Origin of the sequence: Acinetobacter sp. ANC 3781 (genome assembly GCF_004331285.1) — a bacterium.
Lineage (GTDB): Bacteria > Pseudomonadota > Gammaproteobacteria > Pseudomonadales > Moraxellaceae > Acinetobacter.
In genome coordinates, this window is record NZ_SJOH01000006.1 from 65,885 (window position 1) to 91,069 (window position 25,185).

Genomic DNA, 25,185 nt, shown 5'->3' on the forward strand with positions numbered 1-25,185 from the left:
TCTAGTATGCTTTAATTAATTTTAGCGAGTTTTCTGATTATGCCTGCTTTGATTTTGGCCAAAACTTTTGGATTGTTGTAATCACTACAAAAACCAGTAAACCAGCTACAAAACCGATAGCAAGGTTGATTAAAGTCGGAGTAAGTGAACCAATAATATTGCCGACCGTAGGAATATGCTGAATTTGATCGACTGAATCTTCAGTAAAATGGTGTAATTGCGGAATAGCATGAGTAATAATACCGCCCCCCACCAAAAACATGGCAATTGTTCCAACAATGGTCAGGGTCTTCATTAGTTTAGGTGCAAAAGCCAGCAAACCATTACCTATACTTTGCTTTAGATGAGATGTCTGTTTGGTTAAATACAATCCCAGATCATCAATTTTTACAATCATGGCTACAAAGCCATAAACACCTACTGTCATTAAAATCGCGATAACTGACAGCACGAGAACTTTGGTACCAAAAGCAGCGGTAGCAACCGTACCCAGTGAAATCACCACAATTTCGGCTGATAAAATAAAGTCGGTACGAATCGCACCTTTGACTTTGTCTTTCTCGAACTTTGCCAAGTCGGTTTCAATGGCAGTAAATTCCGCTTCAGCAGCTTCTTTAGTTTTGGCTTTTTTATGCTGCAAACTGTGCAGCACTTTTTCCACCCCTTCATAACATAGAAATAACCCTCCAATCATTAATAAAGGGGTAATCAGCCAAGGAGCAACCACACTAATCAGTAAAGCTAAAGGAACAAGAATTAGCTTATTAACAAAAGAACCTTTGGCAACGCTCCAAACTACCGGAAGTTCACGCTCAGAACGTACACCGCTCACCTGTTGGGCATTGAGTGCCAAATCATCTCCCAACACTCCTGCAGTTTTTTTTGCCGCTACTTTGCTCATGACAGCAACGTCATCTAAAACAGTGGCAATATCATCTAATAATATTAATAAGCTACTCGCCATTATTTTTATCCTTAAAGTTACTATTCAATATCTTAAATAGAAATAGTTAAAAAAACTGTATCAACTTCATTAAATTATTCTTATTTTTTTCTATGTTCTGTTTTCATTGCGTCTGACATTCAAAAACATTATGCCGTACAATATGGCAAATTCATCGGCATATAAATGTAGTGCTAACTACTTTGGAATAGATAGATAATGAGTAATCAAGACAAGCGTCCTGTTATTTTGACTGGCGACCGCCCAACTGGACAACTTCATTTAGGTCATTTTGTAGGTTCTTTACGTTCACGAGTAGGGCTACAAGATTCTCACCATCAACATCTCCTCCTTGCTGATGCTCAAGCTTTAACCGATAACGCAGATAACTTTGAAAAAGTACGTCGTAATATTATTGAAGTGGCGACTGACTATTTAGCTGTGGGTATTGACCCAACCAAAACAACGATCTGTGTTCAATCCTGTTTACCGGCATTGAATGAACTGACCATGTTGTATTTGAATTTTGTCACGGTGTCACGCTTAGAGCGCAATCCAACCATTAAATCTGAAATTCAGATGCGGGGTTTTGAACGTGATATTCCTGCAGGTTTCCTTTGTTACCCTGTAGCACAAGCAGCTGACATTACCGCTTTTAAAGCGACAGTAGTTCCTGTGGGTGAAGATCAGATTCCCATGATTGAACAAACCAACGAAATTGTCCGTCGCCTGAATCGTCAAATTGGCTATGAGATTTTGCCTGAATGTAAAGCGCTGCTTTCAAATGTAGGCCGTTTACCTGGTTTTGATGGTAAAGCAAAAATGTCTAAATCTTTGGGCAATACCATTGTGTTAGATGCTTCGGATAAAGACATCAAAAAAGCAGTCAATGCGATGTATACTGACCCGAATCATCTTCGTGTTGAAGATCCGGGTCAGGTTGAAGGTAACGTGGTATTTACTTACCTCGATGCTTTCGATACTAATAAAGAAGAACTTGAAGAGTTAAAAGCTCATTATCGTCGTGGTGGTTTAGGTGATGGTACGGTGAAAAAACGTCTTGAAGGGGTTTTAAAGGAATTAATTACGCCCATTCGCGAACGTCGTATGGAACTTCAAAAAGATCCGGACTACATCATGGATATTTTAAAAACCGGTACTGATAAATGCCGCGATATTACCCAGCAAACCCTGGACGAAATTAAATCGGGCTTAGGGGTTTTCCACTTCTAAAGCAACTGATCTAAACAAATAGCCTTTCTTATAAAGAAGGGCTTTTTTATGCTAAAATAATGAGCAATAAATCACACTAACCAATAGTTATTAACCTGAATTTACACAACTTAACTGAAAACCTCATGAAATGACTGATCATTCATTTTATTATACTTTTAGTGCTTAGAGCTCATTAGAGTTCTAACATTCTCCTTAACCGAAACTGTGCAAACAGATTCGTTGTTCTACGCAGTGATCACCCCAATCATTGCGTATTTTTTTGTCTAAAATCTTTCTTATAAAAAATTTGAAAATTAGTACATAACTTTGATTATTTAATTCATATTTAAAAATAAGCTCAGATAAAAAAATCCTACATCTACGGGGTTCTTTATTTGCAGCTATACAAAAACCCTCGACACTTATATCTTGATCATTATCAATTTGTAAATCTCCCTCCCCATTTACACAATTTTTTGCATCCCCGCTCCCACCACCAGTATTAAACGCTAAGGCAGCTTGATATTGTGATTTTTGCTTATCTCCAAATGTGTGCGGGATATTCTTTTAATCCGATTCAGCAAATAAACTTATTTTAAAGTTATTATTATCCGCTTTAATTGCAGCTTGAACTGAATCAATGACTTTCTGTTGTGTATTATCTGATTTTTTTTGCCAAAACAATTGCACGCTGAATCTCGTCCTCATTCATTGGCCAAGTTGAGATACTGATGTGAATAACGATGAAGGCCTGCTGATTTAATCGGTTTATATCTGTTCTCAAATGATCCTCATTTAAAACACGTCCCTGAGCAAAAATTGTTGGTGATGCACTCATCATCATTGCTATAAATAGTATTTTCAACAAAAATTTTATTTATATTATAAAGCCTTAACCCTATAGGCACCTTATTTTCTTTAAGCCTTATTTCCAATATTTATAGTTTAGTGTGGTTATAATTATCCATAAAAAAACCCGCTCTAAAGCGGGTTTTTTGATATTCACAACTTAGTTTTTATGACGCATATGCGGGAATAAAATCACATCACGAATACTTGCTGCATCAGCAAATAACATGACCAAGCGGTCAATACCAATACCTTGACCTGCTGTTGGAGGAAGACCATATTCCAGTGCTTCAATGAAGTCTGCATCGTAATGCATCGCTTCATCATCACCTGCATCTTTCTCTGCAACTTGCGCTTGAAAACGTTCAGCCTGGTCAATCGGGTCATTTAATTCCGAGAAACCATTGGCCAATTCACGACCACCAATAAAGAACTCAAAACGGTCTGTAATGTGTGAATTGGTGTCATTACGGCGTGCAAGCGGCGAAGTTTCTGCTGGGTATTCTGTAATGAAAGTTGGCTGGCGAAGTTTAGTTTCTACCGTTTCTTCAAATACGATGGTTTGAAGTCTACCCAGACCAAAACCTGGTTTTACCTGTTCTTTCAATTCTTCCTGAATAAATTTAGCCAAGAACTCACGATCAGAAACATTTTCTGCTGTGAGTTGCGGGTTATGTTCAAGAATCGCATCAAACATCGAGATTTTCTTGAATGGGCCTTTGAAGCTGAAGACTTCACCTTGATAAGGCACATCAGTAGAGCCCAAAATATCAATCGCTAATTTTTCAAGCATATTTTCAGTCAAAGCCATCAAGTCTTTGTAATCGGCATAGGCTTGATAGAATTCGATCATGGTAAATTCTGGATTATGACGTGTCGAAATCCCTTCATTACGAAAGTTACGGTTAATTTCGAACACACGTTCAAAACCACCTACCACCAGACGTTTTAAGTAAAGCTCAGGCGCAATACGTAAGTACAATGGCATATCTAGTGCATTATGATGTGTTTCAAATGGACGCGCTGAAGCCCCACCTGGAATCACATGCATCATTGGCGTTTCAACTTCCATGAAGCGTTCATTGGCTAAATACGCACGCATCCCCGAAACCACTTTGGCACGGATTTCAAAAGTTTTACGTGTTTCTTCATTCACCATCAAATCAAGATAACGCTTACGATATTTGACTTCGGTGTCATTTAAACCGTGGAATTTATCTGGAAGTGGACGAAGTGATTTAGTTAAAAGCTCAAAATGTTCAATGTGAACATAAAGATCACCTTTACCCGAACGACCGATATAACCTTCAACCGCAATAATATCACCCAGGTCTAAACCTTTGATGGTAGCAACGACTTCTGGATCTAATTCTTTACGTGCAACATACAGTTGAATACGGCCAGTCATATCCTGAATCACCAGGAATGAACCTCGGTTCAGCATCACACGACCTGCAACTTTTACATAGACGCGATCATCTGCTTCAATTTCTTCTTTAGACTTGTCAGCAAATTGTTCTTGTAGATCTTGAGCATAATGTTCACGCTTAAATGTATTGGGCCAAGGGCTGATTCCCTTTTCCTTAGCATGTGCTTCAATATGCTTTAACTTGGCATGACGCTGTGCAATTAAATCGTTTTCGGAAATGTGTTGTTCAGAAGTCGATTGAGCGTTATGTTGCGTCATCTCTGCCTCGAATATGTGTAAAAAACGGAAGTTGCATAGCATAGCAGATTTAGTAAAATTTCGTATGACTTATTGCCAAACAAAAGCATTGATTTACTAAACCCAAATTCCTTAATTCATATTTTAAGCTTCAGCTAATTGCTTAACGATTTCAAATCCTCGCTTTAATCCATTATTCATCAATTCCACATGATCTTTAGAGGTTTCTAGCTCCACACCCAATATTGTTTGGCCATTAAAATCTTTAAGCTCATATTTTTCTAAGACACCGCTCCATTGTTTAACTTCTTCGCTATCTAGATCTTCAAGGCCGTCTTGCAACATTCCCAAGTGTTTAAAGGTCACGCTTTTAAATTCATCAAGTTCAGTAATTGTTGATACCATGCCTTCCCCATTGGCATCTAAGAATACCGTTTTACCATTGACGGTCCAGTCGGAATGCATGGATGAACCAGGTGAAAAATATTGTGTCCATTGCATATACGTTTCAGGATTCCATAAAACCTGCCAAACTTTTTCTGGCGTTGCAGCAATCAAAATTTCATATTTTAAAATTTCCATAGCTTTGCTCCCTAAAGTCATCGTCTACCTTTAAAATTATCCATCTTTATTTTTTCAGCAAATAAATCATTTGTTACTTAAATATCAATTCAGCCCAAAATATTTATAACCGAATATTTTTAATCAATAATTTATTTTGTAAGCTGTTTTATTCTATTTGGTCTAATGAGTGTCTTAGACCAAAAGCTAAGTTGTTTCTCTGGCACAGTCACCTACAATAAATTCAAGCAAAATAGTTGAAAACTAAACTATTCAACCCTTTCTATCTTTGTGATTAAAGACAGTCTGAACGATCAAACAATGAATACATGTACTTCGAAAATCTTATTTTTACATGGACTCGATTCCTCTCGTGAATCGACAAAATTCCATGCCATTGATGCCAATCAGAAATATTGCATCGATATAGATTATCGCAATCTAAATTTTCAAACCGTTGCCGATTTTTATCGCGATATTATTGCCAAAATTAAACCGGAAATACTGGTCGGACATAGCTTGGGCGCGTATTGGGCCTTAAAAATGTCAGCCTTGTGTAAAATTCCAACGGTTATTGCCAATCCGAGTCTTAGTCCAAACTTTCGCGAAGACTACCCCCCAATTAATGAAGATGATCTGGAACATGACATTGCTCAAATTGCCTATTTGGAATTAGGTGACGAAATACTGGATATGTATGCTGTTCAAGAACAGCTCGAACCTTATATGATTGTTCAAGCCTTAGAAGGCGGCCATCATCGCTTAGCGAGTCCAGAAAACATAAATGAATTAATTCAGCACATGCAAACGCATTTTCTGAAAAAATAAAAAAGCCTTGGTTAAACCAAGGCTTTTTTAGGACATAACATCAATTAAGCGACTGCTTGTTCTGGCTGAGATTTATCATCCAACACTGACCAAACTTCTAAACCTAAATCATTATGTAAATCGGGTAAATCGAGGAAAATGCTCGCTCCCAAAATTTCATGGTTACATTTATTGACCAGCTGTTTCACCGCTTTTAAAGTACCGCCTGTTGCCAATACATCATCTACAATAATAATTTTTTGCGGTTGGATGTTTGCAGACATTTCCAAACGGTCCATACCATATTCTAAGCTATAACCTACGCCCACAACCGGTGGTGGCAATTTTCCTGCTTTACGCACCAGTAACAAGCCTTTGCCTAAACGCTGAGCCAATAAACTTGCAAGTACAAAACCACGCGCTTCTACAGCAACAAAACTGTCTACTTGTTCCAGTTTTTCAACAGGAATACTGGCAATTAAAGCATCGGTTAACGGTTCAATATTGCTCATAAACAAAGGGGTTAAATCGAAGAAGCAAATACCCGGTTTAGGGAAATCTTGGACAGTACGAATGTGAGACCACAAAATTGTAGACAAATTGCTCATGGGAGAAAAGTAATTTAGAAGAGGATAGGCAATTTTAACGCTTTATCAGGTTCATGGCCAGTAAATGATCATGCTTACCATCCAGCAACACCTGCTAAAAAATTATAAGCCATTGATTTAATTATGTTCATTTTTTTAATAAATATTAAATATAGATTTATCTGATCTTAAATTAACAAACTTTGTCTATTTCTTCTCCCCGACCTTAGTCTAAACCTGACGTTTAACTCATAAAGTCATTTCTTGAGCTTCTCTATCTCATTCTGATTTATGCACTTTTTAAAATTCATACCCTGTTTAAATTGTTAGACAGAAACCATAATTACGTATTTCTATGACAAGTTTTGTCCTGCTCTGCAATTCTGGTTTCAAATTCACTGATTAAACTCGCATATTTGCTTTACATTAAGGCTAGAACTGCGTAAAAATTTGGTTGAATATGTACAATGAAAGTCATATTACTAGAGTCATGCTGTATATGGAATTTTACTGACTTCACTTCTTAAAAAGTCAGTGTTTTGGAGAGTCAAATGAAAAAGTATCAATGCATCGTTTGTGGATGGATTTATGACGAAGCTGAAGGTTGGCCACAAGATGGTATTGTCGCAGGTACAAAATGGGAAGATATCCCAGATGATTGGACATGTCCGGACTGTGGTGTATCAAAAGTTGATTTTGAAATGGTTGAAATCTAACAATTGATATCAAAGACCATAGTGAATGGTCTTTTTTTACGTCTTATAGAAAACAGTTTGGAGAAAACTATGCATCCTATCGTCATCATTGGTTCGGGTATGGCAGGATATACCGCAGCACGTGAGTTTCGTAAGCTAAATCCCGAGCATGAACTGGTCATGATTTGTGCAGATGATGCGGTAAACTATGCTAAACCCACGCTGTCTAATGCTTTAGCCGGAAAAAAAGCACCTGAGCAAATTGCTTTAGGTGATGCCAGCAAAATGAGTGATCAACTGAAGATGCGTATTGAAGCGCATACTCGGGTTAAAGAAATTCAAGCTGAACAGCATCAACTCATTTTAGAAAAAGATGGACAACAAATCACTCAACCCTATTCAAAGCTGGTTCTAGCTGTAGGTGCAAACCCGGTTCGTCTGGCGATTGCTGGCGATGGCAGTGATGACATTCATGTGGTCAACAATTTGGATGACTACAAAGCATTCCGCAAAAACCTGGATCAACATCACGATAAACGCGTGGTCATTTTAGGTGCAGGTCTGATTGGCTGTGAATTTGCCAATGACTTGCAAAATACAGAACACCAAGTGACAGTGATTGATTTGGCTGCCCAACCTTTGGGACGTCTCATTCCTGACTACGTTGCCGCTTCGTTCCAAGAAAAACTTGAAGCTATTGGCATTCACTTTGTCTTGGGCACAACGGTTGAAAAAGTAATTAAAGTTGAAAAGGGTGACTATCAGATTACTTTAGCCAATGGTCAGTCTGTTGTTGCAGACATTGTACTTTCAGCGATTGGCTTACAACCGAATTTGGAGTTGGCAAAAGCCGCGAATATTGATTGTAGTCGCGGCATTTTGACCAATGGTCATTTAGAAACCAATCAGGCAGATATTTACGCGATTGGCGACTGTGCAGAAGTCAATGGTTTACTGTTGCCTTACGTCATGCCGATTATGCAACAAGCACGCGCTCTAGCGAAAACCTTGAATGGTGAACAAACCCATGTTCATTATCCAGCGATGCCTGTTGCCGTCAAAACCCCAGCCGCTCCCCTCACGGTACTTCCAGCACCAGTGGGTGTGGATGTCAATTGGGAGACCGAAGAACTTGAAGATGGCATGATTGCTAAAGCTCTAGATGGTCAAAACACCTTGCGTGGTTTTGTTTTATTGGGCGCGACCGCAGCAAAACAACGTCTAAGTCTAACTAAACTGGTACCTGACTTGATTCCTGTAGCTGTTTAAGGGTTTAATAGTAAGGACATTTTTTAAGCAAAATGTCCTTTTTTGGGAAAATAACAATGAATCATAGCGCACTTAATTTTACAGGCTCACCCTATACTTCTTTTATGCACGAAACCAAAGTGACTTTAAGCAATGGAATAGAGCTGCATGTTGAAATGGGTGGAGATCCTGAACATCCTGCGATCATGCTGATTATGGGTTTGGGTGCGCAAATGTTGTTTTGGCCAGATTTTTTCTGTAAATCCCTGATTGATCAAGGTTATCGGGTTATTCGTTTCGATAACCGCGATATTGGGCTTTCATCAAAAATTCGGCATTCAGGGCCACGGCTCAATACCTTAAAACTGATGGGACGTTTTGCACTGGGCTTACAAAATCAAGGTGCGCCTTATAATCTGTATGATATGGCGGAAGATGCGGCCTTATTGATTGAGCATTTAGGACTAGAACAAGTCTCTGTAATTGGCGCATCCATGGGCGGCATGATTGCACAAATTCTGGCAGCCAAGCATCCTGAAAAAGTCAGCAATCTCGGTTTAATGTTCACCAGTAATAATCAGCCGCTCTTACCTCCGCCTTTTCCAAAACAGCTTTTTAGCCTGATTGGCCGGCCTGAGTCTACGGATGAAGAAGGTATCGTCAATCATAGCGTGAAAGTATTTAACATCATTGGCTCACCTGGATATATCAACCAAATCGAGATTATTCAGACCGCACGTAAACTATATCAACGAAGTTATTATCCAGCGGGTGTACTTCAACAATTTTTAGCAATATTATGTACCGGTTCTTTGCTACAATTGAGTAAGCAAATTCAGCAACCTACCCTTGTGGTACATGGCTCTCGTGATCGTTTACTGCCACCAAGCCATGGCAAAGCAGTTGCAAAGGCAATTACAGATGCTAAGTTTGAATTAATTGATGGAATGGGGCATGATATGCCTCCGCATTTTATTCCATATCTTAGCGGATTATTTGCTGATCACTTTAAATTAAAACATTAGGACACTATGGCTGCATTACCCTCTTTAAGACAGCTGTCATACCTCGTAACACTGTCTGAAACGCTACATTTTACTGAAGCTGCGCGCCGTTCATTTGTGACCCAATCGACTTTGTCAGGCGGGATCATGGAGTTAGAGCGTTTGTTAGGTGGAGTCCTCGTTGAACGTGACCGCCAAAATGTACGTTTAACTCCGCTTGGAGAACAGGTTGTGGCTCGAGCCCGTGTTCTATTGGCAGATGCTCAAGACTTGATGCGTTTAAGTCGTGAAATGAGTGAACCTTTAACGGGTGATTTGCATTTAGGCATTATTCCTACTATTGCACCTTTCATTTTATCGAAACTGCTTGATGAAGTGCATAAGCAACTGCCTAAAATTCAATTGCATTTGCATGAAGCGCAAAGTGAAAAAATTGTTGAAAAACTGGAACATGGCAATCTCGACATGATTGTTTTGGCACTTCCTTTTGACACTCGAGGTTTAAAAGTTGCTGAAATCGCCAAAGAAGATTTGTATTTGGTCTGTCACAAAAACGACCAAAATACCAACACAGCAAAATCGCTGGATGACTTAGATTTATCCCGTTTAGTCTTGCTAGAAGAAGGTCATTGCTTACGTAATCATACTTTAAGTGCATGTCCAATTGGTGAACGTAAAAATGATCATCGCTTAAAAGCCAGTTCATTACCTACGTTAGTTGAAATGGTCTCTGCGGATTTAGGCTTTACTCTACTTCCTGAAATTGCCATTCATACCAATATGATTAAAGCGAATTCAGATTTAGTGGTGAAATCTATTGAAGCTGCACCAAGTCGTACGTTAGCTTTGATCACCCGTAAAAGTACACCATTGCAAAGTGAATTTGATGTGTTATTGCAAATCTTGCAAAAAATCACCCAAAACCTTCATTAAAAATAAGCGATAAACTAAAAGGAGCAGTCGCTCCTTTTTTTATTGCCCCATTCTTTTCCTAGCCAATATTTTACTTAAATAAATTCGAACATTTAATCTAAAAACAATAAGTTCTTTGTTTAAAGAAAAAAGTTTACTCCCTACGCTAAACTCATTTTGAAATTAAAATATAATGTCTCGTATTTGGATGAGCTAAGATATGAATGATTCAATAATTTTAAAAACAATTTAATTCAATCGTATACCATAAATTATTTTTTGATTATTATTCTATATAAGCTTAATTTAATTTCATCAATTAGCTAATTCTTAGCTTAGGACTTTTATAAGTTTATATAACGAAGTTGCTCAATAAAATCGAAACCCGTATGAGAATAGTCTAGCCGATGAATTGGTATTGCCTGTTCCCGTCCTATTAATAGAGAATCAATCCGCTTTTAACCCTGTATTAGAAACATTCTTCATTGGATTAGGCGGCTATCCTACAGAATTAATGATGAGCATGACTCATCTTATTGAAGCTGACTACTTATCACAACCACATTTGCCCAACCTGATTTCGATAGATTATCCCTCAATCAAACAGCAACGCTTACATTTATCAAGCAACTCAAAATTTCTCTTCCGATACGAGCAGGATAATGATCTTAGCCAACCACAGACCTCTTTACTGTTAAAGGCTATTTAGACAGTGCGCAGGATTATTTTTTATGTAAATACTGAGACAGACTTATTAAATAACATTAAAGGTATTCCGTACGGTGGAGCGCCGATCTATCATGTTTTAGCGCAATATATTTTGTCGCATCAAGTAAAATCTGACCAATCAATATCAACCACTTGACTCAACAAACGAATACGTTTAAGCGCAATAAATTTTTAAATTTGGTATCAGTGGATTTTAACCTACTGCATGTCACAGAACAGACTTCGACTTCTCTTCAAAAAATTGAAGGCTCTATTAAAAATACTTCCAGGAAAATTGCATGCTTAGAAAGTTGGATTTTTTATTTTCAATATTTCTGTTGTATAAAAATAAAGGAGTCCAGAGACTCCTTTATTTTCTTCTTTGAGAGTTGAAGGAATTATTTGATGATATCCAATAATATTCTTTGCGCATTATGCGGTTCCTGGCCTTCTGCAACCTGTGCACGAACCCAGTTTCCATCTCCTTGCAACAACCATGCTTGCTGATTGTCTTTCAAATATGTCAGTAAACCTTGCTGATAAATCCGTTTTTTCAGGGCTGGATCTTCAATTGGGAAACAGGCTTCAACACGATTAAACAAATTACGATCCATCCAGTCCGCACTTGAACAGTAAATTCGCGCGTTACCATTATTACCAAAATAGTAAACCCGGGTATGTTCCAGAAAACGCCCGACAATTGAACGCACACGAATATTTTCTGAAAGCCCCGGTAAACCAGGACGTAAACAGCAAATTGAGCGAATAATTAAATCAATTTTTACACCCGCTTGTGAAGCTTCATATAACTTGTTGATCAGCTGCCTTTCAGTTAAGGCATTTACTTTGACAATAATTTGTGCGGGCTTGCCTGCTTTAGCATTAGCAATTTCTTCATCAATAAAATTGATCAGTTGCGCATGCAGGGTAAATGGTGCATGCAGAAGTTTCTTCAACTTTGCCATTTTGCCCATACCCGTGAGCTCCTGGAAAATGCGATGTACATCTTCACACAATTCTTTATCTGTGGTCAGCAAGCCATAGTCGGTATAAATTCGCGCATTTCCTGCATGATAGTTACCCGTACCTAAATGTACATAACGTACCAGCTTGTTATTTTCACGGCGAACCACAAGAATCATTTTGGCATGGGTTTTGTAGCCCACAATACCGTATACCACTACGGCACCGGCTTCTTGCAGTACATTTGCAACTTCAATATTTGATTCTTCATCAAAACGCGCACGTAATTCAATTACCGCCGTGACTTCTTTCCCATTCCGCGCGGCTTCTGCAAGTACCTGAACAATTTCAGAATCTGGCCCACTGCGGTACAAGGTTTGCTTGATCGCAAGTACTTGAGGATCACGTGCTGCCTCGCGTAACAAATTGATCACAGGTGCAAATGATTCAAATGGATGATGTAATAAAATATCCTGCTTCTGCATGGCTGAAAAAATATTTTCAGACTTCTTTAAAACTTTTGGAATAATAGGCGTATGTGAGTCATAACGTAAATGTGGACGTTTAAAATTCGACAATAAACGGGCCAGATTCACGGGGCCATCAACCTTATAAAGTTGATCTTTTTCCAGATCAAATTCATCCAGTAAATAATTATAAATATGTTCAGGACAATTATGTGTGACTTCTAAGCGTACTGCACGACCAAAACGGCGTGAGTTCAATTCCCCTTTTAGGGCTTTGGCCAAGTCTTCGACATCTTCATTTAAAGCCAGATCTGCATTACGTGTGACACGGAATTGATAGCAACCTGTAGCGGTCATGCCGGGGAATAAATCAGACACATGCTCATGAATAATCGCGGATAGCATGACATGATGTTCTTTGCCATCAGTGAGTTCATCCGGTAAACGTACCACACGTGGCAATGAGCGCGGTGCAGGTACAACAGCCAAATCAATTTGACGACCAAAAGCATCTTTCCCTTCCAGGGTCACAATAAAGTTTAAACTTTTGTTGACTAGACGCGGAAATGGATGAGCCGGATCTAGACTGATCGGCGTCAGCACTGGAGCGACTTGCTCTTGGAAATACTTTTTAACCCAGGCAGATTGAGCCGGGGTAAGTTCACCACGACGTAAAAAACAGATATCTTCTTCACGCAGCTTTGGCAGAATTTCTTCATTTAAAATACGATACTGACGGTCAATCGCTGCATGCGCAGTTTTAGAAATAATCTCTAACACTTGCTTTGGGGTTAACCCATCCGGACTGTGACTTTCATTGCCCAAATCGAGCTGTTCCATCAATCCAGCGAATCGGATTTCAAAAAACTCATCCAGATTACGCGAGAAAATCAGCAAGAAATTCATGCGATCAAGTAAAGGATGCAGTGGGTCAACCGCCTGTTCTAATACACGGAGATGGAAATCTAGAATAGAAAGTTCACGATTAATATAACGATCGTTATATGTATATTCTGTTTGTGTAGGAGATGCGCCTGCTGCAGTATTCATACCTAACCTATGATTATTCGAAAGTGATCCGTATCTTCATAAGTATGCTTCAAAATTATGACAATTTCATAAAAAAAGCCCAAAAATTTGGGCTTTTTAGTCCAGTCTCTCATTAGGGAATATTGCTATAACGCATATATTTTTGAATCATACGTTTACGGTATTGCAGTTTTCGGTCATCACGGTGGTCTTGGTAATATTTTGGATTGGGTAAAATGGCTGCTAAAAAGGCGGCTTGTTCACGGCTTAAACTTCTCGCACTTTTACCAAAATAATGTTGGGTTGCCGCTTCCACACCGTAAATATTGTCGCCAAATTCAACCGAGTTTAAATAGACTTCTAAAATACGTTCTTTTGTCCAAACACGCTCCATCATCCAGGTCGCCACGGCCTCTTGGCCTTTGCGCAGAAATGAACGCTTGTTATATAAAAATAGATTCTTCGCCAACTGCTGTGAAATCGTTGACCCGCCGGCCACCACTTTGCCTTTGTCTTTATTGCGCTCTAAGGCAAATTGCATTCCCGCCCAGTCAAAACCGTGATGTTGCAAAAATTTACCGTCTTCTGCGGCAACGACTGCATTTTTGAGATAGTCACTGATTTGATCGTAATCGCGCCATTGGTGTTTGATCGGCTTAGAGGGTTCAGACCAATAATCCAGACGCATCATCATGGTGGTGTCAACCGGATGGGTGCGCCACCACACCAGACTTGCAAAAATCCAAAGTTGTATCAAAAGTATCAAACTGACAAGTATTAACAAACTACGAACAATAAAAGCTTTCATGTCAGTGAGTTACTCCAAAATATCTGTTTTTTTCGTGCTAAGCTTGAAGCTGAATATAGCAAAGATTATAAAAGAATAGCATGGCTGAACTCTCACCTCCTTCCATTCGAACTAAACCCGAGGTTCACCTTTGGTGGCTGACTGCAGTTTTTATTGCCATTAATGTCGGTTTATTTCTCTGGCAAGTGCTCACAGGCGTCAATATTAACAGCCCAAGTCTGGTCGATGCTATTCGTTGGGGAGCTGATTATGCACCTTTAACCTTTTTAGAGGAACCCACTCGCCTGTTTAGCAGCATGTTTTTTCATTTTGGTTTGATCCATTTGATGCTCAATATGTGGGCACTGTATATTTTCGGCAGTGTGGCGGAACAGCTTTTTGGCCGATTCTATTATTTGGGTTTATATATTCTTGCCGGTCTGATGGGAAGTTTGCTCAGTGGCTTTATCGATATTCAAAATACCTTTCAACTGCTGCAAACTAATGACCCCAAACTTTTCCCGACGGTCAGTGCCGGTGCTTCTGGCGCAGTCATGGGGATTGGCGGTGCTTTAACCATCTTGTCTTTATTGCCCATCTTACCAAAACAACGCTTTATTTTAGATAAAAAAACCTTGGTCATGGTCATGGGAATTAACCTGTTGATTGGCTTTACCATGCCGGGTATTAACAATGCTGCCCATATTGGCGGCCTGCTGATGGGTGCGGTATTGGCTGCTATTTGGTATCTTGGACAACGGGTGCATAAACCTAATTTAGGCTTTACTCTAGGTTTAGTTGTCGGTGTAGTAAGCTGCTATGTATTTTATGATTACTGCATGCAACAGGTTCAAATCCTTGAACCTGTTTGGCGTCAAATCCTTGCAGCCATGCGCGCACAGCTGAATTTTTAAGGTGAATAAACTATCCGGTTAAGCGCTATTATTGAGTTGAGATGAGTTGTTTATTGATTCATCTCGCGCAAACTTTGTAATGGTGGAATATCACACAAATAACTCAAGCGATAGCGTCCAATCAAGGCACACACCACGGTCATTAAAATGGGTAAAATCAGCCAGATCTCCCAATGTGCCTGAATCAACAAATTCATTTTATAGCTGGCAATCGCACTAATCACTTCTGCAAAGAAGCATGAAACTACACCTGCCATAAATCCAATAAAGCCGATCTCTACAGTCATCATTTGTTTTAATTTTTGTTTAGAACTGCCAAATGAGCGCAATAAAGCCACCTCACGTTTGCGTTCATCCATCAACAGGTTCAAACAGGCAATTAAAACCAAAACGCCAGAGACACTGACCAATAGCGCGATTATGGTAATAATTTGCACCAGCACATTCACCACGCGTTTCACTTCATCCAGAATCAAACTGACATCAATAAAAACCGTATTGGAAAATTGCTGAATCACGGAAACCAGCTGTTTTTTATCTTGTTCGGGCACATAAAAACTGCCTAAATAACTGCCCGCATTTTCATCCATGGTTTTGGGTGCAAAAATAAAGAAAAAATTCGGACTAAAACTTTCCCATTCGACACTACGCAAGTTAATGACTTTGGCTTGAACTAATCCTTCAGGCAAACTAAAAGTCAGTCGATCGCCTATTTTAATGCCCAGCTCTTCCGCAGTTTTCACTTCCACCGATACATCACCAACATGACTCAATGCTGAAGTTCCCTGTACGATTCTATTGTCCGCAGGATATTCGGATGTTTGGGTTAAATTGAGTTCACGGCGTAAAGAGTTATTGTTTTCCAGCAATTCCTTGGAAAAAGGTTGATCGTTCTTTGCCACCAATCGCCCACGAATATTGGGATATAAAGGTGTGCTTGGCCATCTATGTTGCTCAATCTGGGCTTTAAATAAAGGCATATCAAACGGCGGCAAACCATAAACAAATTGATTCGGCGTACCTTCCGGTAATTGTTGCTGCCAGCGCTCGAGTAAGTCCGTTCGCAATACGGCCAAAACCGTAATTAAGCTGAGACCGAGGGCCAAAGCAGTAATTTGAAAGGCGGTTTGATAAGGCGCGCGGACATAGGCTGAAATGGACCATTTCAGGCTTTTAATTAATTTTAAGCTGCCCCAAATGAGCATATACAGCACAGTACACAAGATGATCATTGCCCCTATGACCCATGCGGTAAGCACAATATTTTCAGTCAGCACCACACTAAACAGCACCAGACTGGCTGTGCCCATCAGCAACATCCACAGCATAGACTGCACAGATTTTTCTTGTTGGCGAATCACCCGAATAGGTGGTGTATTCAGTAATTGCCATAAACTTGGAACGATAAAACCCAGCAACACCACGGCACTGGTCAGCATGGCAATCGGTAAGGGACCAAGCAGCATATCCAAGGCAGAAAACTGAATTTGCAGATGTGGAATCAGTTTTAGCATCAATTGCAATAAACCATAGCCAAGCCCTACCCCTGCCAGACTACCAATCGCCATTGCGACAATTAACACCACACCCAACAAAGTCAGATATGCACTCAGAATTTGATTTTTTGTGGCACCAATACAGCGCATTAGCGCAATATTATCCTGATTTTGCTGCACATAACGCTGACTGGTTAAGGCAATCGCAATGCCGCACAGTAAAATGGTCAAAATATTGGCAAGTTGTAGGAATGTATCTAGATTGGCAACCGGCTTCATTAAACGGGTATTGCCTTCCCTGGCATTACGTAACTTTAGACTATTCTGTTCATTGTCTATTTTGCTTTGAGCAGACCCATGCAGCTGGTTGAAATCTTGTTCAAACTGTTTGGTGTGTTGGGCAGACCCTGCCATCAATAAACGGTATTCAACCCGACTGCCAATTTGAATGGCATTGGTACGCGCAACATCGGCTTGGGAAATAATCACCGTAGGTGAAAAGCCGGAAAAGCCCAGTTCCTGATTGGAATCATGTTCAATTTCAGCAGTGACCTTAAAAGTTCCATCGGCAATATTAAGGCTATCCCCGACTTTGACATGCAACAAATCCATGGCACGATTACTGAGCCAAACCTCTCCTGGCTGAATTTTCTTTGCTGGGGACGCAACCCGAATTTCTCCGCGCAAAGGAAAGGCATCATCAATGGCTTTCACATTGACCATGACAAATTGCTCATGGGTATGCGCCATCGAACTGAAGGTGGTGACTTCAGATTGTTGTAGGGATAACTGGTTGGCTTTGTCGTGCCACTTGTGTTCAAGCGGCTGATTGTCGCTCAGGACCAAATCGCCTGCCAGCATTTCAGCAGCCTGTAATGCTACGGCATTTTGGATTTGTTCATTACTAAACTTTAGTGCCGTAGTCGCACTGATCGCCAAAGTTAGAGCAATGATCAGTAAGTAAACGCCTGTACTTTTAAAACTCTGGGTCAGTAAAGGTCGAAAGAGTGGATTCATTTCAGCCCTCACCGTTACGATGTTCAATTAGACGACCATCCAGCAATTCAAAATGTCGCTGACATTGCTCGGCCAGTTTTGGATTATGGGTTACCAAAACTAAGGTCGTCCCAAATTCACGGTTCAGCTGAAATAACAATTGCTCAATTTCACTGGCGGTTTGTGTGTCTAGGTTACCTGTAGGCTCATCTGCGAAAATGATTTTCGGGTCGCTAATTAAAGCACGCGCAATGGCCACACGCTGTTGTTCGCCCCCCGACAGCACTTTGGGAGTTTGGGTCGCCTGACGTTCTAAACCGACTTTTTTAAGTAGGGCCAATGCCTTTTTCTCAGCAGCTGCAAAATTAAAATTGTTCTGTAAGCGCAGCGGTAACATCACGTTTTCTACTGCTGTTAAATGCGGCAATAACTGGAAAGACTGAAATACAAAACCGATATATTTTAAACGTACCAACGCACGCTGTTCTTCATTTAATTCAGCGACAGACTCTCCACACACCACCAATTGCCCTGAGCTGGCTTGATCCAGAGTGGCTAAAATTCCAAGCAAGGTCGATTTTCCTGAACCTGAACGTCCGGTAATAGCCACTTGTTCACCCGTCTGGATTTCAAAGTTTAAATTTTCAAAAATGCACAGTTCTTTTTGTACAAGTTTTATCTTTTGTGTCAGTTGCTGGGCAGAAATAATCACTTGTGGCATGATGGAAGGGTCGCTCGTAACTTGGGTCATAAAATCCCTATATGCAAAATCGCAATTTAAGAACTCGTGTATTTGCTTGCTTGGCGATGTTCAGCCTGTGTCTTGCTCCAGTCGTGGTGTCTGCTAAAACCATTATGATTCTGGGTGACAGTATTAGCGCGGGTTATGGAATTCAGGCACAGCAAGGTTGGGTGCATTTATTACAAAAACGTTTAGAGCAACAGTATCCGAAACAACATAAAGTGGTCAATGCCAGTGTCAGTGGTGAAACCACCAGCGGTGCTTTGGCGCGCTTGCCTAAATTATTGCAAATCCATAAACCGCATATTGTAGTGATTGAGTTAGGTGGAAATGATGGTTTACGGGGTCAATCCCCGCTATTGATTCAAAAGAACCTGGCTCATCTCATTCAACAAAGTCAGCAAGCTAAAGCCACAGTGATTGTTTTTGGAATGAAAATCCCACCGAATTACGGTACAGCTTATAGCAAGGCCTTTGAAAAAAATTACCAGATTGTGAGTCAACAATATAAAGTAAAATTGATGCCATTCTTTTTAGAAGGAATTGCAGGCAAGAAAAACTTGATGCAACAGGATTTAGTTCACCCGAATGCCAGCGCACAAAGCATTTTACTGAACAATGCCTATCCCTATATAAAAGGCGCTTTATAAAGCGCCTTTTGTTCGATTTGAAGCTTGATTCAATTTTAAAAATCAAAAAACAAAACTTCACCCGTTTCTAAAGAGTATTCTGCACCGACAATTTTCAACTGCCCTTTGGCAATCAGGCATTCTAAAACCGCAGAACCATGACGCAGCTGATTTACAGAGGCAAAGACATTAGAACGAACTGCATGTTTCGAGAGTTTAGATAAATCGTTTTTCAATTCAGTTTGCATCAATGTTTCAACCGATGGGCGAACACGGTTTACAATAGACATTAGATTTAATGAGGGTGGATGATCCGGATTCATTAAGGTATCAATGGTCGCTTGAATAGCGCCACAATGACTATGTCCTAATACAATCACGACAGCGCAATCATAACGTTCTGCAGCAAATTCCACGCTGCCTACCTGTGAGGGTGCAACCACATTCCCTGCCACACGGATCACAAATAAATCGCCTAGACCCTGGTCAAATACCATTTCCGCAGGAACACGAGAATCTGAACAGCCCAAGACGATGGCAAAGGGGTTTTGATTTTCTGCCATCTCTGCCCTTTGCTGATGTGACAGTTGTTTGGGGTGTGTCGTTTCCCCTGATACAAAACGCTGGTTCCCTTTTTTTAAACGATCTAAAGCTTCTTCTGCTGTTAGCATGCTGGTCTTCCAATGTTTGAAGTTGCAATATTTTAATGCGATGAAATTGGAATGTCACTTGCAAAAAGAATAGCTGATTAATTAATAACAAAGTTACAAAATATTTTATTTCGCTCATAAATTTGATCTGGTGCACACTTTTATAGCTTCACGTAACGGACTTCAAGAAACAATTAAGTGACATTTCTACGATAATACTTACAATAAAATACAGACATTTTAAAAAAAATAAAATGCAGTCAAAATTAGATGGTTTTTAAAGGGTAAGTTAGCAAAATGACCGTCATTTACACATAAGGATAATGATCAATGACACAGCCTCACTCGACTTTATCCCGCTGTTTGCAGATGGCCTGCTTAGCCATTTCAATCAGTGTGCCGCTTTTTTCTCATGCAACTATAAATAAAAAAATCTTCGTTGCTCAACCTTCATTCGAAAATTATTTAGTGAAAGAACGTAGTGCGGCCGGCTTACGCAGTAAAACGATTAAAATTGATGATATTACTTGGAGCTACAGTGAAGGTGGCTCCAGCAATAAACCTGCGGTATTGCTTATTCATGGCTTGGCGGGAAATCGTGACAACTGGAATGGCGTGGCACATTTTTTAACCCCTTATTATCACGTAATTATTCCAGACCTGCCAGGCAATGGTGAAACCAAAGTTGCGGATAATTTTGATCTGTCTATTCCCAATGTCACGGAACGCTTGCGCCGTTTTGTTGAAGCCCTTGATGTGGAGGACAAGCTGAATATTGCAGGTCACTCGCTAGGCGGCTCAATTGCAACTGTTTACGCATCACAATATCCATTTGATACGCAAAGTCTTTTTTTACTCAATAGTGCTGGCATTTATAAACAGGCCAATACTGCCTATACCAAAGACCCTTATTTTTTAAAGCATCTGATTGTGTCCAAACCGGGGGATTTAGACGATGTCATGGCTCAAGTCATGCAGAATCCACCGGATTTACCCATTTATTTTAAAAAAGCCCAAGAAAAAATACTGATCTCTCAATCATTGCAATCCCGTAAAATGATTGATCAATTAATCACCCTAAGTCGTATTTATACCCCGGAATCCTTTGCTCGACTGACACGAACCATTGAAGCCCCCACGCTCATTCTTTGGGGCAAGCAAGATAAAATTATTAATGTGGAAGCAGCAAATGAATTACAATCTTCATTGAAGCGTGCCGAAACGCCTGTTATTTTAAATAATGTTGGGCATATGCCTATTTTAGAAGCAGAACAACAAGTGGCGGACCACTATTTACCTTTTCTATCCAAAACCCAAAAGTTAAAAAATCCACTTGCTGATAAACTTATCCCTTTAAATTAGCTTATAGAGACAGTATGCCGAAACATCCGATGATTGAGCAATTGATCGAAGCTCATCTTGAATTTTTAGAACAAGAATTTTCACATACTGCCACTATTCAAAGCGAATTTTTAAATTTCTATCAGTGGTTTAGAAAACAGACCTTGCAGGATATCTGGTCATTTGAACAAATCAATGCACTCTTGCAAAAGCAGGTTTTAGCCACTCCCGCGAGTCACTTTTTAATTGAGCAAATTACCGAACATTTTCGTTTTGCTTTAATTCATCCTGCCAATGAAAACACGCAAATTGCAGATGTGATTCCGGTATTAACCGTCGATAAAATTGCCCAATATGTTGCGAGTAAAAGTGGTCATCGTCAACGTCTGATTAAAACTGTGGTCAACAGCTCTGCTTTTTCAGCCATGATCACACAATTGATCCAACATTCAATACAGGATTATCTGGATAATTCGGTGATGGCAAAACGGGTTCCGGGTGTGTCGCGTTTTATGAAAATGGGCAAATCGGTTTTAGAAACCGTGACTGACTCAAATCTGGATGAAACTATCGGCCATTATCTACAAAAGAATATTTTAAAGCTCAGTCAAATGAGTGAGCATGTGTTAAATCAACATTTTGATGATGAAAAGTTGTATCACTTCCAAGCCAATCTGTGGCATAAAATTAAAGATCTGCCTCTAACGGTTTTAAAGAATTATATTGAAATTCAAGACCTACCTCATACTGTGGGCTTAGGGCATGAAATTTGGGATCATCTGCGCCAGACAGAATACCTAAAACAGCAAGTTCATGATGGTATCTATGCCTGGTACACCCGTAATCAGGAACGTAGTTTTGACTTGTTAATGCGTGACTTAAATATTGATGAGGCTTTAATTCAGCATGAATTGCAGCATTTACTAAATCCTGTAATTCAAAAGCTAGTTTCATCTGAATACTTAGGCATGCGTGCACGCGCATATTTAGAAAAGTTTTATTATGCAGAAACTGCACAGAAGATTTTAAATATCCAGTCATGAGAAAAGCCGCTTCAAGCGGCTTTTTCTTTATTCAACTTATCAGAAATTGGCGACAAAACTAATGCCATAACGGCGTCCATCTAAAACCTGATCGCCATCTGCATCTTCTGCTTTTTCATCAAGGATGTTATAAACCCCGAATTTACCTTTTAAGCTTGGGGTAAATTGGTAGTTAAAACCGACATCCAAGAATTGATACGCAGGGGTCGGATCAGACATTGCTGCACGACCTAAATAAGAAGACGTTTCACTACGATAATGTAAGCGTGTCCAGACGTCCAGAGCATCATTGATGTTGTAATCCACGGTTGCATTAAACATATGCTTTGGCATTTGATTTAATGGCTGACCTTTTAAATCACCTGATTTCTGCTCGGTTTCCGTATAGGTGTAATTAGTATTTAGGTTTACCCCTTCCGCAAGCTCGGTGTCAAATGAAGCCTCCACACCTTGCATGATCGCTTCATCCACATTGATGCGTGAACTGATAAAGTTCCACAAGCGGACATTCCCCGTCGCTGCATCAATGCGACCAAATGGGTCTGCACAGGTCCATGTTGCCGAATCACTGTTACTCCCATTTGAAGATGAGCAATCGCGTATTTCTGTAATTTTATCTTTATATTCAGTATAGAAAGCAGTTAAAGAGGCTTTAGACTTGTCGCCCTGCCATGCGGTGCCAAGTTCATAGCTCAACGATTTTTCCGGTGTTAAATCGTCATTCCCCATAATAAAGGCACTGCCTTTACCGGTCACAGAGTGTACATCACTTGATGATTGTCTTAAGTCGGGTTGTTTATAACCGGTAGATACCCCGCCCTTAAATGTCCAGGCATCTGTCGGGTTATACACCCCATATAAACGGGGTGAAAAGTTGCCATCATAATTTTCATCGTGATCGTAACGCAAACCTGTGGTTAAATTAAAAGTATCGGTAATTGACCAGGTATCTTCTGCAAAAACTGCAAATCCCCAACGGTCTAATTCAGTTACAGGCATCTCTAGATTTTGATTGGTAGCACGGTCAACCAGTGACTCATTTTTAAAATACAGACCTGAGATTAAATTGTGATTGCTCAACTGCCAATTCCACTGGGTATTGGCCAGCCAAGTGTCGAGCTCGATTCCGCTTAAACCTGAAGTGCTGTTTTTGCGATCGGGATTTTTTGATTTTTCATATTGAATATAAGAACTGCTATTCAGTACATCGCTATATCGGCCATTATGAGTTAAGCCGAAGACTTCACGATAATTTCGACCGTATGAATCTGTTCCCGTACTTAGAATGGTTTGACCCGCGGTAGATTCAGATTCCTGTTTCGTGAAATTCGCGTCAAACTCTAAATCATGATTATCATTAATTAAATAAGTCAGTCTGGAATTTAGACTTTCCACTTCCGTACCGCGGAAGCCACCTACATAGCTGTCTTCTTCACGCTTTTGCTTATTCACTCCAAGCTGCATGCCGAGTTTATTTTCAATCAAAGGCCCGGCTAGATAGACCGAAGCATTTTTGATATCTCCAGAATTATTAGAATCCTGTAAAACTGTTCCGAGTTCAGCTGTTCCCGACCATTCATCACTGACTTTTTTGGTAATGATATTAATTACCCCCCCCATAGCATCACTGCCATATAAGGTAGATGCAGGTCCTCGAATCACCTCAATACGTTCAATCGATGCAATCGGCGGTAAGATATTTTTTTCAAAACCACTGTCATCGCCATTTGGATTCACGTCTTTAGAAGATTGACGTTTGCCATTAACCAAAAATAATGTGTAACTTGAACTCATACCACGAATACTGACCGTTTGTGCAGAACCGGCTCCCGAAATCACCACACCTGGCGTATTTCTGAGTACGTCAGTAATATCATTATACTGTCTTGCTTCTAGTTCTTCCTGGGAAATCACAGTCATGGATGCGGGAGCTTTACTTACATCCTGTTCATAGCCTGCTGCTGTAACAACTATTGTTTCTAACTTGACCGGATTAGCAACAATAGTTGTGTTTTGATCGGCTGCAAATGTAACTGAAGTGAGAACAGATAAAATTGAAAGTGACAGTGCAGATTGAACAATACGCTTGGTCATTCAAGTTTCCCCAAGTAGCAAAATAATAGATAAGTAATGAAATTTTCGTTGCACATTGTAACAAACAATAAACGTATTGCAATTATTATTGATAACTATTCTCAATATCAATTATATTTTAAGCAAAAAATAACCTCCATAAAGGAGGTTATTTTTAAAGTACTTTCAGATTTTTACTTAAAGTAAGCACCTTCAGTATTACTGTGGTCAGTTTGGTCAACCACACGTGACAACTCGGGAACATGTTGTTTTAAAGTAGTTTCAACACCTTGTTTCAAGGTCAAGTCAATTGATGAACAACCTTGGCAACCACCACCAAATTTCAATACAGCAGTTAAGCCATGTTCTTCATCTTCAATAATTTCAACTAAAGCACAGTTACCGCCATGACCTGCAAGACCCGGGTTAATTTCAGACTGAAGTACATAAGTGATACGCTCTTCAATCGAAGCATCGGCCCCTACGCGTGGCACTTTTGAATTCGGTGCGCGGAATGTCAATTGACCACCAAAACGGTCTTTATTGTAATCAATCACCGCATCCAGCAAATATGGAATTGATGGCGCATCAATATATGCGGCAAAGTTTGGATAATCTTGTTTATAGTCTGTAGGAATCACTTCTTCAGGTGCACTATATGCCATACAACATTCAGCACGAGGCGTACCTGCATTTTCCACAAAAATACGTACAGCAATGCCCGGAGTATTCTGTTTATCAAGCAAATCAAACAAATACTCTTGTGCCGTTGGCGTAATCAATAAATTTGGAATTTCTTCTGCAACTGCAGCGCTGATGTTATCAGTCGACATAATCATATTTCCTCAAGCTGAAGTTAT

Annotated in this window: 21 protein-coding genes and 1 pseudogene; 10 read left to right on the plus strand and 12 right to left on the minus strand. The window is 39.8% G+C overall.

Annotation, left to right across the window (positions count from 1 at the left end; all coding sequences use genetic code 11):
- Positions 1-37: 37 nt before the first annotated feature.
- Positions 38-964 (minus strand): DUF808 domain-containing protein, encoded by a 927-nt coding sequence (locus E0H89_RS06070; protein ID WP_131215494.1) that lies wholly within the window; start codon positions 962-964, stop codon positions 38-40.
- Between the two features lie 198 nt (positions 965-1,162).
- Here E0H89_RS06070 and trpS point away from each other — a divergent pair, with 198 nt between their 5' ends.
- A complete protein-coding gene (trpS, locus tag E0H89_RS06075; protein WP_131215496.1) occupies positions 1,163-2,176 on the plus strand; it encodes a tryptophan--tRNA ligase in 1,014 nt (337 codons plus the stop codon).
- Between the two features lie 381 nt (positions 2,177-2,557).
- Here the strand turns inward: trpS and E0H89_RS16695 are convergent.
- The 3 genes and pseudogenes from E0H89_RS16695 to E0H89_RS06085 all read right to left on the minus strand — a co-directional run.
- Positions 2,558-3,002: pseudogene (locus E0H89_RS16695) on the minus strand (capsule assembly Wzi family protein); the annotation flags it as partial.
- A 165-nt stretch (positions 3,003-3,167) separates the two neighbouring features.
- Positions 3,168-4,694 carry a lysine--tRNA ligase gene (gene lysS / locus E0H89_RS06080; protein ID WP_131215498.1) on the minus strand — a complete coding sequence of 509 codons (1,527 nt, stop codon included), beginning with the start codon at positions 4,692-4,694 and terminating at the stop codon, positions 3,168-3,170.
- Between the two features lie 123 nt (positions 4,695-4,817).
- Positions 4,818-5,255 (minus strand): SRPBCC family protein, encoded by a 438-nt coding sequence (locus E0H89_RS06085; protein ID WP_131215500.1) that lies wholly within the window; start codon positions 5,253-5,255, stop codon positions 4,818-4,820.
- A 300-nt stretch (positions 5,256-5,555) separates the two neighbouring features.
- Between E0H89_RS06085 and E0H89_RS06090 the strand changes: the two genes are divergently transcribed.
- Complete coding sequence (locus tag E0H89_RS06090; protein WP_131215502.1) at positions 5,556-6,062, plus strand: YqiA/YcfP family alpha/beta fold hydrolase; 507 nt, start codon at positions 5,556-5,558, stop codon at positions 6,060-6,062.
- Between the two features lie 44 nt (positions 6,063-6,106).
- Here E0H89_RS06090 and E0H89_RS06095 read toward each other — a convergent pair whose 3' ends face one another.
- A complete protein-coding gene (locus tag E0H89_RS06095) occupies positions 6,107-6,649 on the minus strand; it encodes an adenine phosphoribosyltransferase (protein WP_131215504.1) in 543 nt (180 codons plus the stop codon).
- A gap of 530 nt (positions 6,650-7,179) precedes the next feature.
- On the opposite strand from E0H89_RS06095, the gene rubA reads away from it, so the two are divergent.
- The 4 genes from rubA to oxyR all read left to right on the plus strand — a co-directional run bounded on the left by rubA (position 7,180) and on the right by oxyR (position 10,508).
- A complete protein-coding gene (gene rubA / locus E0H89_RS06100; protein ID WP_005179369.1) occupies positions 7,180-7,344 on the plus strand; it encodes a rubredoxin RubA in 165 nt (54 codons plus the stop codon).
- Positions 7,345-7,413: 69 nt separating this feature from the next.
- Positions 7,414-8,592, plus strand: a complete 1,179-nt coding sequence (locus E0H89_RS06105) for an NAD(P)/FAD-dependent oxidoreductase (protein WP_131215506.1) — start codon at positions 7,414-7,416, stop codon at positions 8,590-8,592.
- A gap of 56 nt (positions 8,593-8,648) precedes the next feature.
- Entirely contained in the window at positions 8,649-9,596 is a 948-nt protein-coding gene (gene estB, locus E0H89_RS06110; RefSeq protein WP_131215508.1) for an esterase EstB, read from the plus strand.
- A 6-nt stretch (positions 9,597-9,602) separates the two neighbouring features.
- A complete protein-coding gene (gene oxyR / locus E0H89_RS06115) occupies positions 9,603-10,508 on the plus strand; it encodes a LysR family transcriptional regulator OxyR (protein ID WP_131215510.1) in 906 nt (301 codons plus the stop codon).
- 1,085 nt (positions 10,509-11,593) lie between these two features.
- On the opposite strand, the gene ppk1 is transcribed toward oxyR, so the two are convergent.
- Both ppk1 and mtgA read right to left on the minus strand, forming a co-directional pair.
- Positions 11,594-13,675, minus strand: coding sequence for a polyphosphate kinase 1 (gene ppk1, locus E0H89_RS06120; RefSeq protein ID WP_131215512.1), 2,082 nt, complete (start codon positions 13,673-13,675; stop codon positions 11,594-11,596).
- A gap of 112 nt (positions 13,676-13,787) precedes the next feature.
- Positions 13,788-14,462, minus strand: coding sequence for a monofunctional biosynthetic peptidoglycan transglycosylase (gene mtgA / locus E0H89_RS06125; protein ID WP_131215514.1), 675 nt, complete (start codon positions 14,460-14,462; stop codon positions 13,788-13,790).
- An 80-nt stretch (positions 14,463-14,542) separates the two neighbouring features.
- Here mtgA and E0H89_RS06130 point away from each other — a divergent pair, with 80 nt between their 5' ends.
- A complete protein-coding gene (locus tag E0H89_RS06130; RefSeq protein WP_131215516.1) occupies positions 14,543-15,355 on the plus strand; it encodes a rhomboid family intramembrane serine protease in 813 nt (270 codons plus the stop codon).
- A gap of 50 nt (positions 15,356-15,405) precedes the next feature.
- On the opposite strand, the gene E0H89_RS06135 is transcribed toward E0H89_RS06130, so the two are convergent.
- Together E0H89_RS06135 and E0H89_RS06140 are read right to left on the minus strand one after the other, a co-directional pair.
- On the minus strand, positions 15,406-17,868 hold the full coding sequence (locus E0H89_RS06135; RefSeq protein WP_131215518.1) for an ABC transporter permease: 2,463 nt from the start codon (positions 17,866-17,868) through the stop codon (positions 15,406-15,408).
- Position 17,869: 1 nt separating this feature from the next.
- Positions 17,870-18,598 (minus strand): ABC transporter ATP-binding protein, encoded by a 729-nt coding sequence (locus tag E0H89_RS06140; protein WP_131215520.1) that lies wholly within the window; start codon positions 18,596-18,598, stop codon positions 17,870-17,872.
- Positions 18,599-18,654: 56 nt separating this feature from the next.
- On the opposite strand from E0H89_RS06140, the gene E0H89_RS06145 reads away from it, so the two are divergent.
- Positions 18,655-19,239 (plus strand): arylesterase, encoded by a 585-nt coding sequence (locus tag E0H89_RS06145; RefSeq protein WP_447054331.1) that lies wholly within the window; start codon positions 18,655-18,657, stop codon positions 19,237-19,239.
- A 35-nt stretch (positions 19,240-19,274) separates the two neighbouring features.
- Here E0H89_RS06145 and E0H89_RS06150 read toward each other — a convergent pair whose 3' ends face one another.
- Positions 19,275-19,889: a carbonic anhydrase gene (locus E0H89_RS06150; protein ID WP_131215524.1), complete on the minus strand. Its 615-nt coding sequence runs from the start codon at positions 19,887-19,889 to the stop codon at positions 19,275-19,277.
- A gap of 309 nt (positions 19,890-20,198) precedes the next feature.
- Here E0H89_RS06150 and E0H89_RS06155 point away from each other — a divergent pair, with 309 nt between their 5' ends.
- Together E0H89_RS06155 and E0H89_RS06160 are read left to right on the plus strand one after the other, a co-directional pair.
- On the plus strand, positions 20,199-21,230 hold the full coding sequence (locus E0H89_RS06155) for an alpha/beta fold hydrolase (RefSeq protein ID WP_131215526.1): 1,032 nt from the start codon (positions 20,199-20,201) through the stop codon (positions 21,228-21,230).
- Between the two features lie 14 nt (positions 21,231-21,244).
- Complete coding sequence (locus tag E0H89_RS06160; RefSeq protein WP_131215528.1) at positions 21,245-22,252, plus strand: hypothetical protein; 1,008 nt, start codon at positions 21,245-21,247, stop codon at positions 22,250-22,252.
- A 39-nt stretch (positions 22,253-22,291) separates the two neighbouring features.
- Here E0H89_RS06160 and E0H89_RS06165 read toward each other — a convergent pair whose 3' ends face one another.
- Together E0H89_RS06165 and nfuA are read right to left on the minus strand one after the other, a co-directional pair.
- Complete coding sequence (locus tag E0H89_RS06165) at positions 22,292-24,346, minus strand: TonB-dependent receptor domain-containing protein (protein WP_131215530.1); 2,055 nt, start codon at positions 24,344-24,346, stop codon at positions 22,292-22,294.
- A 173-nt stretch (positions 24,347-24,519) separates the two neighbouring features.
- Positions 24,520-25,158 (minus strand): Fe-S biogenesis protein NfuA, encoded by a 639-nt coding sequence (nfuA, locus tag E0H89_RS06170; RefSeq protein WP_067868192.1) that lies wholly within the window; start codon positions 25,156-25,158, stop codon positions 24,520-24,522.
- Positions 25,159-25,185: the final 27 nt, after the last annotated feature.